This window comes from Mycobacterium sp. NGS59 (genome assembly GCF_059812345.1).
The window spans coordinates 14,988-30,753 of record NZ_JCALCN010000040.1; the positions used below are offsets into that span (position 1 = coordinate 14,988).

Sequence of the window (15,766 nt, forward strand, 5' to 3'; positions counted from 1 at the left end):
GCTCACCACCTCGGCGCCGCACCCACGATTGGTTGGAGCGAAGATGCGCAAGTACGCGACGGAGTTCATCGGCACGTTCGGGTTGGTGTTCACCGTCGCATGTGTTGTCCTCACCACGTCAGCGCTGGCCCCGCTGGCCATCGGGTCGGTGTTGATGGTCATGGTCTACGCCGGCGGCCATGTCTCGGGCGGACACTACAACCCGGCCGTCAGCCTGGCGGTGTATCTGCGCGGCAGGCTGCCGCTGATGGACTTACCTGCTTACTGGCTGGCCCAGATTCTCGGCGGCGGGTTGGCCGCAGCCGCGGCCAACCTGGTCATCAGTCCGACCTCGTCGACCCCGGCGGCGCTGAGCTTCACCGGCCGAACCATGAGTGCAGCCTTGCTGGCGGAGTTTCTGTTCACCTTCGCGCTGGCCTATGTCGTGCTCAACGTCGCCACCAGCAAGGACCATCCGGTGAACTCGTTTTACGGGCTCGCGATCGGCTTCACCGTCGCTGCCGGCGCGATAGCCGTGGGCGGAGTCAGCGGGGGGGTGTTCAACCCGGCCGTCGCGATCGGCGGCAGCGTCATCGGGATTTTCTCGTGGTCAAACCTATGGCTTTACCTGGTGGCCGAGCTGGTTGGCGCCGCTGTTGCTGCGTTGGTCTTCCGCCTCGTCAACGCCGACGACCACGGCCCTGTCCCGCCACCGGCCACCGAGATAGTCCGAGAGTCCGCCGGTCGCTACGCGCAACCGGCGCCCACGATCGAGTCGCCTTTGAATCCCCCCTCGACCCCAGTCCAGTGATTCTCGAAACAACAAGTCGTCACCAGTACACAAGGAGACACCAGCAATGACCCGACCGCAGCCAACCCCCCCCCACCACCACCGATTCCGGTGCCCCGGTCCCCAGTGACGAGCACTCGCTCACCGTCGGCCCCGACGGGCCGATCCTGCTGCACGACCACTACCTCATTGAGCAGATGGCGAACTTCAACCGGGAACGCATTGCCGAGCGTCAGCCCCACGCCAAGGGCGGCGGTGCGTTCGGCCACTTCGAAGTGACCCACGACGTGAGCGCCTTCACCCGGGCGGCGGTGTTTCAGCCAGCGACCAAGACCGACACCCTGATCCGGTTCTCCAGCGTCGCCGGCGAGCGCGGCAGCCCCGACACCTGGCGCGACCCCCGCGGGTTCTCGCTGAAGTTCTATACCGCCGAGGGCAACTACGACATGGTCGGCAACAACACCCCGGTGTTCTTCATGCGCGACCCGCTGAAGTTTCAGCACTTCATCCGCTCACAGAAGCGCCGCGCGGACAACAACCTGCGCGACCACGACATGCAGTGGGACTTCTGGACGCTCTCCCCGGAGTCAGCGCATCAGGTCACCTGATCCCGCGGACCTGGCGGCACATGAACGGCTATTCCAGCCACACCTACATGTGGGCCAACGCGCACGGTGAGAAGTTTTGGGTGAAGTACCACTTCATAACCAACCAGGGCATCGAATGCTTCACCCAGCACGAGGCCGATCAGATGGCGGCGGCCGACGCCGACTATCACACCCGCGACCTCTACGAACACATCGCCGGCGGCGACTTCCCCAGCTGGACGCTCAACGTTCAGATCATGGCCTACGAGGACGCCAGGACCTACCGGTTCAACCCCTTCGACCTGACCAAGGTGTGGCCGCACGCCGATTACCCGCTCACCGAGGTCGGCCGCCTCACACTGGACCGCAACCCCACCGACTACCACACCGAGATCGAACAGGCCGCGTTCGAACCGAACAACCTCGTGCCGGGTATTGGTTTGAGCCCCGACAAGATGCTGCTGGCCCGGGGGTTTGCCTACTCCGATGCCCACCGCGCCCGCCTCGGTGTCAACTACAAGCAGATCCCGGTGAACGCCCCGCACGCACCCGTGCACAGCTACAGCAAAGACGGGCCGATGCGGGTCCATAACGTCGCCGACCCGGTGTACGCGCCGAACTCCTACGGCGGCCCGACGGCCGACCCGTCCCGCACCGACGATGCCGGGCTCTGGCACGCCGACGGTGACATGGTCCGCGCCGCGTACACGTTGCGCTCCGAGGACGACGACTGGGGCCAAGCCGGCACCCTAGTCCGCAAGGTACTCACCGACGAGCAGCGCCAGCGACTAATCGACAACATCGTCGGCCACCTACTCGACGGCGTATCCGAACCGATTCTGCAACGCGCATTCACCTACTGGCACAACGTGGACCACAACCTCGGCGACGCCGTTGCATCAGGCGTGCGCAACCAACAGGGCAAAACGGACACGAACTCCGCAGCAGGCCAACCCTCCGACGCCTGATGACCGCACCGATGTACGGAGATGAATCGGTATCGGCACGCCAGGTACCGGGCCAATAGCTAAGGTGTGCTGGACCTATCAACTCGCACGCTCGTCATGCAGGTCCTTGACGTGTCAACTGCTTCCCGACGTGACCCAGGCCCTCGAAGTTAGCCCGGTGATTCCCTTCGCCAAATGAAGGCCCGACCCAATCAGGAGTTGACAATTACCACGATCGCAGGCCTGCCGGCCCATGTTCTGCTGGTTCATCTCGTCGTCGTCCTCGCGCCAGCGACCGCGCTCTTGGAGATGTTATGCGGACTTTGGCCGGCAGCCAGGCGTCGGCTGGTCTGGCTGGTATTGGCCATGGCAGTAGTGACAACCGTGTTGACGCCGCTGACCACCGAAGCGGGCCAGTGGTTACTGGACCAGGAAAAAGACCCGACCGCAATACTGCAGACACACGCCGAGCGCGGCGAACAGATGATCTACTTCTCGATTGCGCTTCTCCTAGTCGCCGTTGCGCTGGCCTTCTTGCACTGGCTGGAGGGCCGATCCGACAAGCGCCGAGCCGCCGCCAATATCGCGGTGCTGCTTCTGGCGGTAGTCGTAGGAATTTCGTCCATCGTTGCAGTCGTGCGGATCGGTGATGCCGGGTCCCGGGCGGTATGGGGCGACAACGCCAACAGCGGTAATTAGTTTCGGTTTCACCGTGCAAATGCGTTAGCGACTCACCGTTGTGCGCGTTCCTGGACTTGCCGCCGAATTCCGTCGAGTGCGTCATTTACGTTCTCCGCCTGCCATGACAGCCTGGGGTAGGAGTCACACAGCCCTAGGTACACGCAGTATTCGGCTGACCACAGGACTCGGTAGGTGACGCCTTGGTCGTCGACGGTCACACGAGCTGCCGACCAGTCGGCGTCGCGACGGGTTCTCGGATCGCATTGCCTTGGCGCGCGGCTCACCGGTTACTGTCAGTTGTGTGCACCGTTCTTCTTTCCTTTCGCGCAGTTAGCAGGGCGGCGGCAATGACCTCGCTTCGTTAACAGGATCTCGAATGTCGCCGATTTGCAGCGTTCGGTCGGGTCACCGCTAGCCCATCCCGTCACGATATTTGAACATGTTGGGTTGTGAGGAGGGTCAGGTGATTGCCGTTCCGAAAAGATGCCCAATACCGTAGGTGAACGCCAATCCAAGCGCGCCGCCAATCACGATACGCAGCACGGCGCGGCGAATGTTGCTGCCGCCGATGCGCGCGCCGAGTGCTCCGGCCAGGCCGAGCGCAACCAGCACGGCCGCGAAGGTAATCGGCACCCGCAAGCTGGGCGGGGGCAGCAAGATGGCCAGCAGCGGCAGTGAGTCTCAACATGCTGATCGAGGGTGTGGGCTTCGACTACACGGGTGCGGATTGCCGCGGCTGGATGGCCGACGCGGGGTTCCGCGAAAGCTATGTCGAGCACCTGGTCGGTCCGGACTCGATGGTGATCGGCATCAAGTGAACGCGGGGGAGCGGCCATTTTCTTCACGCACATGAGTGGGCGAAGGCTATTCGACGCGGGGACGGCTAGTTGTGTGGGTTGGCTGGGGGACGGGTGGACCACCATGTGAGAGCGGCGACCAGTATTTGTGCGGGGATCCGGAGAACGACGAGCTTGGGATCGATGCCGAGCGCGCGCATGCGGTCGGGGTGCCGGGTCTGAGCAATCGCGGCGGGCAGGGTCGGGACAAGGATGGCCAGGTTGGTCCACCGGGCCAGGGCGCGTAGTCGAGGGATGAACATGCTGATTCCGCCGAGGAGCTGGATGACGGCGGTGACAGCACTGATGGGTTTGCGCCATGGCGAGAGCTGTTCGGGGACAAGTCGTTCGAACCATTCGTGGTTGATGATATGGGCGATGCCGGCGCCGGCGAACGCGGTACCGAGCACGATGCGGGTGCGGGTCGGGTCGGGGGTGGTCATGGTGTTTTCCTTCGAGTCTCGGTGGCGTGCGAGGTTGGTGTGACGGCGCGCAGGAACGTCTCGGTGAAGACGTCGCAGACGGTGTCGAGGTCGGGCAGTTCGATACCGGGAATGGCCGCTGTGGTGGGGCGCACCAGCATGTGGATCGCGATGGGGGCGATGAGCTGCTGGATCAGCAGAGGTAATGGGATCTCGCGGATGCGGCCGGAGCTGATTTCTCCGGTCAGCCATGACCCGAGACTGTTGAGCAGCCGGGGTGCGTTGTGGCCCAACAGGTGTTGAATGGCGGGGCTATCGGGCCGGGCTAAGGCTTCGGCGAGCAAGGCGGGGGCCACGCGGGGCTCAGTGGCCAGGGTGTGGGCGATCAATCCGTAGAGGCGCCGCACTGTTGTGGGCAGATCGCCGTGCTCGGTGTCGAAGAAGTCTTCGATGTGCAGCAACGGGCTGTGCCGTTCGAACAACGCTCGTAGTAGCTCATCGCGGACCCCGAACACCGCGTACAGACTGTTCACCGAGCATTGGGCGCGGCCCGCGACCGCTTCGAGCGTCGCCGCGGCCAGCCCGGCCTCGTCGATGAGGGCGGCGGCGGCGTCCAGAGCGCGGGTGCGTACCGGTGCTTGGCCGCCGGGATCCACTCCGGCGGCGGCGACCGCGGCGTCGAGGTTCGCGCGGGTGCCGCCGAGGCGGCGGATCAGGGTGCTGCGGGAGAGTCCGGCTTCGCGGGCGATCGCGATCACCGGAACGTCGGCAACGTCTTTGCCGAGGGCGTCAGCAGCGCGCAGCGCTGCGTGCACCAGATCGTCACCCACGGCTGCGGAGACTCCAGCGACGGGTTCGGTTGACGGTTTGTTGTCCGGCATCAGCGGAGGTGCTGGGCGCCGTCGACCATGAGGTTGGCCCCGCTGACGTAGCTGCCCATATCGGAGGCCAAAAACAGCACGGCCTTGGCGATTTCGTCGGGCCAGCCCGGCCGTCCCGGCGGCATCATGGTGGTGAGCATCGTCGCGGCTCCGGCCTGAGCGAGCCGGTGCACGATCGCTTCACCCAATCCGCGGCTGCCGCCCGTGACCACCGCGCATCTGCCGTCCAGCCGCAACAACTGCTCCCAGGCCGTAGGGGCGGGAATGCTCGGCAACTGCGGTGTGCCCATCATGATCCCCGTCCCTTCGTCGGACACAGCCTTGATACTCGAATGACTGTAACCATTACTCGAGTATCAGGGAGGAGTGGTTCGTCGATGGCATGTCCGCTTGATGGCGGCCAGAGAGTGGCTGTGTATGCCCGATCAGTCGTGTTTGGCCTCGTAGCGCAGCAGGACTGTGCCACCGGGGAAGGTGCGGTTTTCCAATAGTCGCAGTGAGATCCATGACGGCAGGGTCGGAAAGAACGGGGTGCCGCCGCCCACGGCGGTGGGCGTGAGGACGATCCGGTATTCGTCCACCAGTCCGGCCTGCACGATCGGTGCGGCCAGCGTTGCGCCGGCCACCTCCAGCCTGCCGTCGGTTTCGGCTTTCAGCTTCGTCACCACTTCGACGGGGTCGCCGCGTTCCAGTCGGGAGTTCCAGTCGACGGACTCCAGGGTGCGCGAGAAGACGACCTTGGGCATGTCGCGCCAGATGCGGGCGAAGTCAACGATGAGGGGGGTGGCGTCCGGGGCCTGGTCGGCCGTCGGCCAGTATGCGGACATCAGTTCGTAGAGCCGCCGGCCGTAGAACGACAGGGCGGTCTCCCGCTCGAAGTCGTTCCAGTACTGGTGCAGTTCTTCGCTCGGATCGGACCAGTCGATGTTGCCTTGTGCGTCGGCGATGTAACCGTCCACCGACACGTTGAAGCCATAGATGAGTCTGCCCATGCAGATCGGACTGTACCGGAGAGCAAAACTCATCGCGTCGACATACGAGGGCTCGAGGGCATTCGTTCGAAAGCCCTCATCCAAGTGGCAAGTCACGGCGTGGCAGTGGCATCGCAAACTGTTTGCCGAACCGCCGAGCGATCAGAAATCATATGAAGGCCCGAGCGCGTCGAGGGTTGGGGCGCCGACTCGGTTCCTCGTGATCCCGAGCGAGACCTCGGAGTTCGGTCGTGCCGGGTATGACCCAGCCGTTCCAGCATCGCCGGTGTCCGCGCGCCACGCCCCGTCGCATCGACGACAAGATCGGCGGACAGTTCTGATTCTGATTGGCTGTGACGGCTTACTATTCGCGCCCCGGCGATGCGAGAGCTCTTCCAGCACATCCCGCTCCACCACGGTGACCGTTTCAAAAAACTCGGCCAGTGCTCGCGCACCCACCAGGTCCGCCATGCTGGCTCCCAGAACCACGCATGCTCACCGAGCTCCGCCATCGGCAACCTCTCTACGTACGTCACTGTGGCAGGGTTTGCGCACCCGGCGCCTTCGCGGATGATTCGGCACGCAGTTGCACGTCCGAAGCGTCGATCCAGCAATAACCCTCATCGTTCGGCTTGTACTCCACGCCGGTGTGGGCGCCCGGCGTAGTGGCGGACTGCGTTGAGACGTACCAATCGAATTGCCGCAGATACGCATACGTCTTTGCGTCGGCTGCCTTGCCCAGCACGTCGCCACTGGTGGGTCGGTTTGGTCCAAAGGACAGGACCGGTTCGAACGGAAACTGCATCTTGCGCCGACCTCCGCGAGAGTAGGCGTAGAAATCCCTTGTCTTGTAGAAGATTCCGCTTTGCGCAACCGTCCCTGTAGTGCGCCCGCTCAACTTCTGGTCGCGCTTCAGTTCGGCGTCGCTGTTGTCGAAGCAAGTCTGATAGACCTTCGCGAACATCTCTGATGCCTTCGCGTCGACCCGCTGGGTGTAGTCCTTCTTGGTGAAATCCCAGACGTAGGCGCCCCAGTGCTCGCCGTCATCCGTCGCTTCGACGGGCGGCCGCTTCTGCTCGTCCTGCTGAGCGCGAGCATCGAACAACAGTTGGTGAAAATCGTTCAGGTTCACCGCATTGAACATCAGTTTGGACACTGCCATCTGCTGGTCCTCTGACTTCAGCGACGTGATCACGATCCGTCGATGTTCCGGCACCTCGTGACCGTCGGTCTTCTCGCCAGCCATGATCTTGTTGATCACCCCCAGATCAGTGATCTTCGGGTTCAGCGGGTTGTCGTTGTCGTCCACCAACTCGACGCCCGGACTGGCACCGACATTCAGCCACCAATCCAACTTCTGCATCCCTCGCAGTTGCCGCTTCAGCGCCCGCAATTCCGCAGCCTTCATTCCTTGTCGGATGTTGGCCCAGGTCTCCAGGACGATCCGAATGACCTCGAGCGCTGCCATCGCGCCTGCTCCCGCTCGCGCGCCCTGCCGAACGTCGCCGCCGGGCCCGCGGGGGATGCCCGCCCTGCCCTCACTCGCGGCGTGCACCATGGCCTCAGCCTGCATCTGCTTGGCCAGCGCACCCATCGACGCCATCGCCATCCGGTTCTCGCGCTTGGCCCTGGCCGCCTCCTCGCTCATCTTCGACAGTTCGACTTGCATCTTCTGCATGTTGGACAACTCGGTTTTCCAGGCCTCGCGAACGGTCTCAAGCACTTTGGCCGAACCCATCAATTGGACCGCCTCACGGTAGGCATCGCCCTGCCGGGCTTTGAGACTGGTCATCGCGACCGGGTCCTGCTTGAGCATCGCGTCGGTCATCCCCAGCGCCAGCTCGTAGACCCTGCCTGAGGACTCCATCATGGCGGAGTTGAAGTTCACCGAACTCTCGAACTCGCCGAGGCGTTCGGCCTTCATCATCTCGGTGCCACCGATCTTGTCGGCGGCCGCCCGGCAACCCGAGGCGTCGAAGTTCTTGTTGAATCCACCGCTGGCCTTCACCGCGTCGGCGGCTGCAGTCCACCATGCGTTGGTGGCCTCGGCGCGGGCCGCGTCTTCCTTCTCGAGCTGCGCAAGCGTTTGACGTGCGGAGGCAGCGACGGATGAGGACCCCGTGGCCTCGGCGGATGCGATCTGAATCTCTAGAGCGGTACGCATCTGCTGAACCGAGAAGGCGACTTTGCGCGACTGCATCAGTGCCGATTCGGCGGGCTTGATTTTCGCGGAAACCTCGGCCTGCTCCTCGGGGGTCAGCGCCAACGGGCTGGAGACCCCGCCCTCGACCTTCTTGATGCCCGAACCACCACCTTCGGGCAGCAGAACTGTTTCGATCGGAAATCCGGCGGCATGCAGGCAGCGCACGTGGTTGGTCTGTTGTTCCAGTTTCTCCTTCTCCGTTTGAGCAAAGAAGGTGGAAGTGCCATCGCTCGCGTCATACGCCAACCGCAGGAATCGCAGATAGTTCAACCCTGCCTCAGCCTTGCGGGTCTCGGTGTTCGCACCGCCGTGATGCGGCAACTCAAACTCCTTGAGCTGGCCTTGACCGAATATGTACGGCATCGCCGACGGATGGATGTAGTCGAACATCTTCATCACTGTGCTCGGCTCGGAATCGGCTGTGTAGACCCGAACTTCGCCGGTGAGGAGGTCGCGCACGATAGAAATCGGGCTCCCCGCGTTGGTGGCCCGTTTCGAGCCGCCACCGGCCAGTCCGGCCTGGGCCGGAGCCCACCGCAGGTCGGTACCCTGCAGCGCACCGGACACCTCGCGGTGTACGTGCATGCCCTCACCTGTCACATCGATCTCCACGACCTGGCTGCGCACCGCGTTGATTCGCACCGACGCAAAGGACTTCATCGCGGGATCATTCAGCTGCTGCTTGGTGATCTCTACCGATGGCTGGGGCATACCGCAGTCCTTCACTACCGCCTCAAGATCCGTCAGGTGATCGCTGTCGGTGTGTGAAATTTTGATGATCTCTGGGGTCTTCGCAAGGCCGGCCGCGCGCAGCGCGTTGACTGCCCTTGCCGTGTAACCGACCACGTTCCCGGCGTCGAAAAGTCGCGTCGCGCCGTCGGCTCCCACCAGAATGATCGCGCGCCCCGCCCCTGTCTCCACCAGATACGTTGTGGATCGCGGCGTGTAGTTCTTGCCGACGATCTGCCGCATTTCGAGGCGCGCCGCCCCAGCACCGGACCCATATCGGCCGTGCATTACGACTTTGACCGGATTGAGGACGAAATCGCCCTGTGGATAAAGCTCGTCGAGCTTCTTCAGGTCACCCTCGGCCATGCTAATGCCGAGTGCGCGTAGTGCGTCGCCGGACTTCGACGTCGTGGGAGCGTCCGCCGGTGTGGAGTTCGGCTCGGGCTTGTTCTGCCGTTGCATGGCGATGCTCCCGGCAAGCGTCGGTGCCGACGTCGGCAGACCGTTTGGCTCTGAGCAGATTTCGCTACCGGTCAAGAGCGCGGACACGGCGCGGTTGCCTGCGCTCTGTTGTAAACCGAGCAGCGATCCAGTCGCCGGAGGCTTGGTGGTTTGCCGGCCGGCGGGCGCGATGACAGGAGTTGTGGTGTCGAGGCTCCGGTCCACCTGTCCAGGGTATGCGCAGCGAGGTGCCGGATTCTGCCCGAAAGTGCGACTTTAGGGGCGGTGTTCGGCTGTCAGGAGACTCCCCGGGAAACAGCCAAGGGGAGCCGTGGTTCAGCTCGGAGAAGGACTACCGCGACGGGCGGGTAGCGGCGCGGTTGACCCAGCGTTCGCTGTCGCGCCGGGAGGAGAGGCGCACGACGTGTAGATGCGGGTGGAGTGCGTCGACACCTGGTACCCGGTCACGGCATTTGTTGCGGGTTCGGATTCCCCAGCGCACGATGTGGTCGGGGTCGCTGAAGAATTTGTGCAGGGGCCCTTCGTAATTGCCATTCCACAGCTCCACCCGACGGATCCGCCTGCGCATCGTGCGGCGCGTCAACTGATAGAGGGTGAGTGGTGTTGGAAGGTCGAGCCACAGCATCGTGTCAGCACGCTCGACAATCTGGTCGCGGACCGCCGCATACTGCCACTCAATGACCCACGAATCGGCAGAAATGATCCTGTGCACGTCGTTGACGAAATCGTCTCGCGGCTGCCAATCGCGGCCGTGAAAAAGGCTGTCAATCTCGATGTAGGGGAGCCCCAGGCGATCGGAGACACGGCTCGCCAACGTTGTTTTGCCCGATCCCGCTACTCCAGCGATGGCGATGCGCCGCGGCTGCCAGGTGATCGGATCGGATGCTGACAACACTCGTCCGATCCTAAACCAGGCTCGCAGAGTCCCCGAGCGGACGTCGATAATGACGTGCTGCCCGCTCGTGCGGCGAGGACGAGTACTGTCAACCACAGCCGAGAACCGTTGTACGAAACATTTTGTGTAGCAGCGGGGTTCAGGTGGGTCACCAGCTGCGCCAGTCGCCGGTGACTATCGTAGCGCCTGCGCCGACCAGTATTCGACGAGTCGACAAGCGCACCGGTGCCAGTACGGTTGGGTCAGTGGGCTGCTACGTGTCGTGGATCAGGCCGCCGACGGGACTACCAGACGGGTGATCGAGAAGGGAGGAAGATGAATGCGACCGATCCGCTCGACAGCGCGGGGCGCGGTCTCTTCGCGGGGACAGCGCGGCACTATGCGCGATACCGGCCAGGCTATCCGCAGGCCTTCCTCGGCGACGTCATCCGACGTCTGCGCCTCGACGGCACGGGTCGCCTGCTCGATTTGGGCTGCGGCACCGGTCAACTGACGCTTCCGCTGGCAGCCCACGTCGCTGAAGCCGTCGGCCTGGACCCCGAACCGGACATGATCGCAGAGGCCGCCCGGCAAGCACGGCAAGCCGGGGTCACCAACGTGATCTGGATACAGGGCCATTCGGCTGATCTCCCGGGCGACCTCGGTCACTTCAAGCTGGTCACCATGGGTCGCTCGTTTCATTGGATGGACCGCGAACAACTCCTGAGGGCACTCGCCGAGATGGTCGACCACGACGGCAGCCTGGTCATCGCCAACGACAGCAACTTGTTGCTGCCCAGCACACCGTGGCAGCGGGCCATCGGAGCCATCCAGCGGCGCTTCCTGCCGCCGAACTACCAGGACGGCCTGACTCCGGCGGCCCACACCGGCCAGACACATGAGCAGATATTGGCCAATTCAGCGTTCCGGCAGATGAATCGACAGGTCTATGAATGCACACGGACGTGGACCATTGGACACATCATCGGCTACCTCTACTCGACCTCCCTGCCGCTTCGCCGACTGCTCGGTGACCGACAGGCCGCGTTCGAGGACACGGTCACCGGCACCCTGCTCGCCATCGATCCCACCGGTCACTTCACCGAGACTTTTACGCTGGAAGTGTTGATCGCCAATAGGAACTAGCTGCTCACGATCCGTGATTCGAGCCGGCCGTGGGTAGGGGTCACCCCGGAAACGGCGGTCCGACCGCTGTGCGCGCGCCGAGTGCCCGCCCCTTTCCCCAACCCAGTTCGCGGCGGTATCCGCCGAGCAGGCCCGCCGCGGCCAGCGCGTCGGCGTCGTGGAACCGGGAGCCGGCGGCCACCGGCACCGCCAGCGGGGCGACAAACAGCGCGTCGGTCGGGCAATACGCCTCGCACTGAAAGCACGTCTGGCAACTGTCGTGTCTGGCGATCACCGGGACTCCGTCGGCGCCACGGTCGAACACCCGTGTCGGGCACACGTCGATGCAGCGATCGCAGGCGATGCACCGCCCCTCGTCGACGATCTCGATCACGCTGCCCACCCCCCGGCAGATGCCAACGGTTCGGGGCGGGTCCAGATCTCGTCGAGTCCGCCGGTGATGAGCCGATGGTGTTGGGCTGCATCTTCGACGGGATGATCCAGCCGTCTGTGCATGCCCCGGGTTTCGGTGCGCCTCAGTGCGGTGTGGTACATCCATCGCGCGTGTGCCGCCATCGCCGCCGCTTCGCGTGCCCGGAAGGCGCCTTCGCCGACGCCCACCAGCCCGTCCCGAATTGCCGACCAGGTGAGGTGAAGCGATTCCAGTGCCGGTGCCATGCGGTCCGCGTGACGCAGATAGTTCAGATCGTATGGCAGGACTTGGCGTTGCACCTCGGCCACCACCGCCCGGTGATCGAGGTTGGTTCGCCCGGCGGGCCGTAGGCCTGCCTGCCCGGTGGGGCGCAGCGGTGTGCCCGGTCGTCCGCGACGGGCGGCGAACGCCGCTGCGCCCTGTCCGGCCCAGCTGCCCGAGGATGCCGCCCATGCCGCGTTATGGCTTCCGCCACCGGTGAATCCACCGCAGATGAGCTCACGCGTCGCAGTGTCACCCGCCACGAACAGGCCGGGGACATCTGTGGAGCAGTCGTAGTCGGCGACGCGCACGCCGCCGGTGCCACGCACGGTGCCTTCGGCGAGCAGAGTGATTTCGAAATAGTCGGTGAAGGGATTGATGCCCATCCGGTCGAAGACGATGAAGAAGTTCGGCTGGCCTTTTCGCATGGCGATCTGCTCGTCCTCGGTGGCGCGGTCGATCCTGGCGTACACCGGTTCAGACAGTAGGGTTTTGGCGATCACGGACCGTCCCTTGGTGCTGCCCGCACCCTCCAGCACGGTCTTGTCGGTGCGGTAGAAGCTCGCCCACGAGTAGTACGCGGTCTTGCTCAGCGAAGTGCCCTTGACCGCGATCGCGTACGCATTGGAGAACTCCATTCCCGATAGCACCGCGCCCGCCTCAACCGCCATCAAAGCACCGTCGCCGGTGTCGACATCGCAGCCCATGGTCTTGGACTGGAAAGCACAGCCACCGGTAGCGAGAACCACCGCGGCGGCCTCGACGCGGACGGTTCTGCCCGACTCACGGTGCACGGCGACGGCACCGGACACCACACCATCGTCGTCGACGACGAGCTCGAGCGCCGGCGTGTGATCGAGGATGCGCACGCCGAGGCGATGCACCCGGGTGCGCTGCCGTCGCATGTACTCGGGCCCCTGCAGATCATCACGGATGGAACGACCGGTGGAGTCCACCGGGAACGGATAACGCTGCACATCGGCGAGCTCGTCCATCCGGGCGTGGGTTTCGTCCAGAACCCTTGCCATCCAACCTCGGTCAGCCAGATGACCGCCAAGGGCTTCGCGGCTGGCCATCGCAGCCTCGCGTAATTCGGGCACGTCGTCGACGTACCACACGCCGGTACCGACCGACGCGGTTGCGCCGCTGGCCCCGGTATAGCCCTTGTCCACCAACACGACGTCGACGCCGGCCTGCGCCGCTTTTATCGCCGCCCATGTGCCCGCAGGTCCGCCACCGACGACCAGGACATCGGTCGTCAACGTTTCGTAGTTCGTCATGACCCTCCTTGCTATGCCTTGAGTCGGTCGGTGCCGAACATCACCGCCGACCACACCCAAAGGGCCGCCACGGCCCACACCACCCTAACGCACCGACAGTGAAAGCTGCCGCCGATGCGCCCGCTGCGTGAACCGGGTTGGCGAGGTCATCGGGGTCGATATTCAGTTCGGCGTCGAGATGTGCGGCCAGCACGTCGTGGTTCTTCAACTCGGCGGCGACTTGCGCGGCGGTCTGCGGTGAGAGTCCTTTGGCCTCATAAATCGCAGTTAGCTCGGCATGCTCGTCGTCGGGCAGCTCGCGTAGCTCCCGGCGTTCCTTGTCTACTAGGGCGGCTTCGCTATCACGTTGGCTAGCGACCGACACGTACTCTCCGAGCGCCATCGATACCGCTCCCGCGACCAACCCAGCCAATCCGGCAGTGAAAATGGGGCCGCGGGAAGTGGTGGCACCCGCGACGCCGACCACGATGCCGGCGACCGACACGATCCCATCGTCCGCGCCAAGAACTGCCGCCCGCAACCAGTTCAACCTGCCCGCAACGCCGCCACCGTGCGGCTCGCCGGAATGGTCCGCTGCACCCGCCATCGCCGAGATATCCCGCCGCCTTTCCGCCGGCGGCGTGGGGGCCGCCCCCAAGCTCGGCTGCGGATCGTCCTCCATGGGGCTCCACTCAATCGCAAAGGCAACAATTTCACCAGTTAATGCAAAAGAACAGAGACCCCGCCCCCGTGAACCGGACTGAATTTGTTGGACCACCCCGCTTTTGGTGGGGTGCATCTAGACAGTATAGGGAGGCTGGGGCTTTGCCTACATGTGATCGTGGGTTGCCGTCAGGAGTGGGTCCTGGCCGCTAGAGCCTCAGCCGCCGTCGAGTTCCCGTGGCCGGTGCCGGCGTCGTTTCGGAGTCGATTGACCGCGGTGGCCAGCAGGAACAGACATTGATGCACTGCGCGGTGCGGGTCGGGATCGAGCTTCGGCAGCTCCGTGGGGGTGGCCATGCCGATAGCGGTAAAAGCACTGGTCAACGTGACCGGGAAGTTGCCCGACACCGGGTAGTCACCCAGAAGTTCTGTCAGAACGTGCCGGGCGGCGGCTTCGTCGAGTTCCTTGCCAGTGCCGACCTGTAGAGGTGCGTCGTCGGGGCTGGAGTTGATTCTGTCGACGTAGCTGCGCAGCGTCACTGTGAGTTCTGTGCCGCTGAGGTTGTCGATGACGGTCGGCCGTGTGGACCCGTCGGGTTCGAGTGTGAAGCCGAGCGGAGCGAAGGCGTTGGACGAGCTGGGTCACTCTCGCACTGCCGGCGTAACTCTCGCTGTCAGGGTTGAAGCCCCCGTGGGCCCGACACAGCGCCACAAGTTCTCGGGCCAAGGGCAGCCCCGCAGTCGCGTTGTGCGCTGCTGGTGAGGCGAAGACATGTCGGATTCGCTTCATCTTGCCCAGGTGGGACCCGTTCGATGTCCTTCCCTCTGGCGCGGGGTCGAGATGACCGAGGCCGTGGCGGGCGAATGCATCGCGGAGCTGCTGGTGTGAGGGGCTGCCTGAGATATCGAAAAAGGGGCCAAGGGCCGCGCCCAGCTCGGTCAGATTCATGACGGCTGCCTCGACTCCAGGACTTGACTGTCCACGGGTGCAGCGAGGTACCGGTATGCCGTGGCTCGGCTGATGCCGAACGCTTTAGCGAGTTCATGAACGGGTTCTCCGGTCTCAGCGAGACGACGGAGCTGTTGCTGCCTTTCAAGGGTCAGTTTGGCGGGCTTAGTGGCCGGCAGGCGGCGCGCCCGCCTGGAGTCACGAGAAGCGGCACGGCGCTCGCGGCCGAGCTCGAGCTCCAGCTCGGCCAGGGTGGCCATGATGGCGGCCACCGCGCGGCCTGTCGGTGTGCCGGTATCTATGCCTTCACGTAAGGCGCGCAACAGGATTCGACGTTCGCCGAGTTCCGCGATTGTGCGAGTAACTTCGGCGACGGAACGCCCGAGACGATCGATGGCGGTGACGACCACGGTGTCGCCCTCGCGGGCGTAGTGCAGCAGGGCCGACAGGCCTGGCCGGTCGGTATTCACCGCACCCGAGAGCTTGTCGGTGAAGATCTGGCCGGATTCGATGCCCTGGGCAGCAAGTGCGACCAGCTGTCCATCGAGGTCTTGGCCCGCGGTGCTCACCCGCGCATACCCAAGGATCGTTGTCACGCCACCACCGTCTCATCGACCTCCGACATTGAAGATCTGAGACACGCGGTATGAGACAAGAAATGAGACGGTGCGACTGTGATCTTCAGAGGTAAGTGGCGGTGAATCTTCAGCGATA

General features: G+C 64.1%; 14 protein-coding genes and 3 pseudogenes. 5 read left to right on the top strand and 12 right to left on the bottom strand.

Annotated features, from left to right (window positions below):
• Positions 1-43: 43 nt before the first annotated feature.
• The 3 genes and pseudogenes from AC5Y46_RS25045 to AC5Y46_RS25055 all read left to right on the top strand — a co-directional run bounded on the left by AC5Y46_RS25045 (position 44) and on the right by AC5Y46_RS25055 (position 3,002).
• A complete protein-coding gene (locus AC5Y46_RS25045; protein WP_083123064.1) occupies positions 44-790 on the top strand; it encodes an MIP/aquaporin family protein in 747 nt (248 codons plus the stop codon).
• 74 nt (positions 791-864) lie between these two features.
• Positions 865-2,324 (top strand): annotated as a pseudogene (locus AC5Y46_RS25050) (catalase); the annotation flags it as partial.
• Between the two features lie 204 nt (positions 2,325-2,528).
• Positions 2,529-3,002: a DUF2231 domain-containing protein gene (locus tag AC5Y46_RS25055; protein WP_110918829.1), complete on the top strand. Its 474-nt coding sequence runs from the start codon at positions 2,529-2,531 to the stop codon at positions 3,000-3,002.
• 441 nt (positions 3,003-3,443) lie between these two features.
• Here AC5Y46_RS25055 and AC5Y46_RS25060 read toward each other — a convergent pair whose 3' ends face one another.
• Entirely contained in the window at positions 3,444-3,617 is a 174-nt protein-coding gene (locus AC5Y46_RS25060) for a VIT1/CCC1 transporter family protein (RefSeq protein ID WP_428901928.1), read from the bottom strand.
• Between the two features lie 41 nt (positions 3,618-3,658).
• Here AC5Y46_RS25060 and AC5Y46_RS25065 point away from each other — a divergent pair, with 41 nt between their 5' ends.
• Complete coding sequence (locus AC5Y46_RS25065; RefSeq protein ID WP_428901927.1) at positions 3,659-3,802, top strand: hypothetical protein; 144 nt, start codon at positions 3,659-3,661, stop codon at positions 3,800-3,802.
• 65 nt (positions 3,803-3,867) lie between these two features.
• Here AC5Y46_RS25065 and AC5Y46_RS25070 read toward each other — a convergent pair whose 3' ends face one another.
• The 6 genes from AC5Y46_RS25070 to AC5Y46_RS25095 all read right to left on the bottom strand — a co-directional run bounded on the left by AC5Y46_RS25070 (position 3,868) and on the right by AC5Y46_RS25095 (position 10,383).
• On the bottom strand, positions 3,868-4,263 hold the full coding sequence (locus tag AC5Y46_RS25070) for a DoxX family protein (RefSeq protein ID WP_428901926.1): 396 nt from the start codon (positions 4,261-4,263) through the stop codon (positions 3,868-3,870).
• Positions 4,260-5,072: a TetR/AcrR family transcriptional regulator gene (locus AC5Y46_RS25075; RefSeq protein ID WP_428901925.1), complete on the bottom strand. Its 813-nt coding sequence runs from the start codon at positions 5,070-5,072 to the stop codon at positions 4,260-4,262. The genes AC5Y46_RS25070 and AC5Y46_RS25075 overlap by 4 nt, the downstream gene beginning before the upstream one ends.
• Before the next feature lie 50 nt (positions 5,073-5,122).
• On the bottom strand, positions 5,123-5,440 hold the full coding sequence (locus tag AC5Y46_RS25080) for an SDR family oxidoreductase (RefSeq protein ID WP_428901924.1): 318 nt from the start codon (positions 5,438-5,440) through the stop codon (positions 5,123-5,125).
• A 108-nt stretch (positions 5,441-5,548) separates the two neighbouring features.
• Complete coding sequence (locus tag AC5Y46_RS25085) at positions 5,549-6,115, bottom strand: dihydrofolate reductase family protein (RefSeq protein WP_428901923.1); 567 nt, start codon at positions 6,113-6,115, stop codon at positions 5,549-5,551.
• A 511-nt stretch (positions 6,116-6,626) separates the two neighbouring features.
• Positions 6,627-9,692, bottom strand: coding sequence for a ComEC/Rec2 family competence protein (locus AC5Y46_RS25090; RefSeq protein ID WP_428901922.1), 3,066 nt, complete (start codon positions 9,690-9,692; stop codon positions 6,627-6,629).
• Positions 9,693-9,819: 127 nt separating this feature from the next.
• On the bottom strand, positions 9,820-10,383 hold the full coding sequence (locus AC5Y46_RS25095) for a P-loop NTPase family protein (protein ID WP_428901921.1): 564 nt from the start codon (positions 10,381-10,383) through the stop codon (positions 9,820-9,822).
• Positions 10,384-10,698: 315 nt separating this feature from the next.
• Between AC5Y46_RS25095 and AC5Y46_RS25100 the strand changes: the two genes are divergently transcribed.
• On the top strand, positions 10,699-11,508 hold the full coding sequence (locus tag AC5Y46_RS25100) for a class I SAM-dependent methyltransferase (RefSeq protein ID WP_202375174.1): 810 nt from the start codon (positions 10,699-10,701) through the stop codon (positions 11,506-11,508).
• A 70-nt stretch (positions 11,509-11,578) separates the two neighbouring features.
• On the opposite strand, the pseudogene AC5Y46_RS25105 reads toward AC5Y46_RS25100, so the two are convergent.
• The 5 genes and pseudogenes from AC5Y46_RS25105 to AC5Y46_RS25125 form a co-directional block, all read right to left on the bottom strand.
• Positions 11,579-11,881 (bottom strand): annotated as a pseudogene (locus AC5Y46_RS25105) (4Fe-4S binding protein); the annotation flags it as partial.
• Positions 11,878-13,461, bottom strand: coding sequence for an FAD-dependent oxidoreductase (locus tag AC5Y46_RS25110; protein WP_202375175.1), 1,584 nt, complete (start codon positions 13,459-13,461; stop codon positions 11,878-11,880). The pseudogene AC5Y46_RS25105 and the gene AC5Y46_RS25110, both read right to left, overlap by 4 nt.
• 85 nt (positions 13,462-13,546) lie before the next feature.
• Positions 13,547-14,047: pseudogene (locus tag AC5Y46_RS25115) on the bottom strand (VIT1/CCC1 transporter family protein); the annotation flags it as partial.
• A gap of 245 nt (positions 14,048-14,292) precedes the next feature.
• Positions 14,293-14,643 carry an abortive infection family protein gene (locus AC5Y46_RS25120; RefSeq protein WP_237159639.1) on the bottom strand — a complete coding sequence of 117 codons (351 nt, stop codon included), beginning with the start codon at positions 14,641-14,643 and terminating at the stop codon, positions 14,293-14,295.
• Positions 14,644-15,048: 405 nt separating this feature from the next.
• Positions 15,049-15,648, bottom strand: coding sequence for a recombinase family protein (locus AC5Y46_RS25125; protein WP_083123077.1), 600 nt, complete (start codon positions 15,646-15,648; stop codon positions 15,049-15,051).
• Positions 15,649-15,766: the final 118 nt, after the last annotated feature.

Bases quoted from the DNA above. Each gene is read 5' to 3' on its own strand.
- AC5Y46_RS25045 (WP_083123064.1), top strand. From the start codon at position 44: ATGCGCAAGTACGCGACGGAGTTCATCGGCACGTTCGGGTTGGTGTTC.
- AC5Y46_RS25070 (WP_428901926.1), bottom strand. From the start codon at position 4,263: ATGACCACCCCCGACCCGACCCGCACCCGCATCGTGCTCGGTACCGCG.
- AC5Y46_RS25100 (WP_202375174.1), top strand. From the start codon at position 10,699: ATGAATGCGACCGATCCGCTCGACAGCGCGGGGCGCGGTCTCTTCGCG.
- AC5Y46_RS25085 (WP_428901923.1), bottom strand. From the start codon at position 6,115: ATGGGCAGACTCATCTATGGCTTCAACGTGTCGGTGGACGGTTACATC.
- AC5Y46_RS25110 (WP_202375175.1), bottom strand. From the start codon at position 13,461: ATGACGAACTACGAAACGTTGACGACCGATGTCCTGGTCGTCGGTGGC.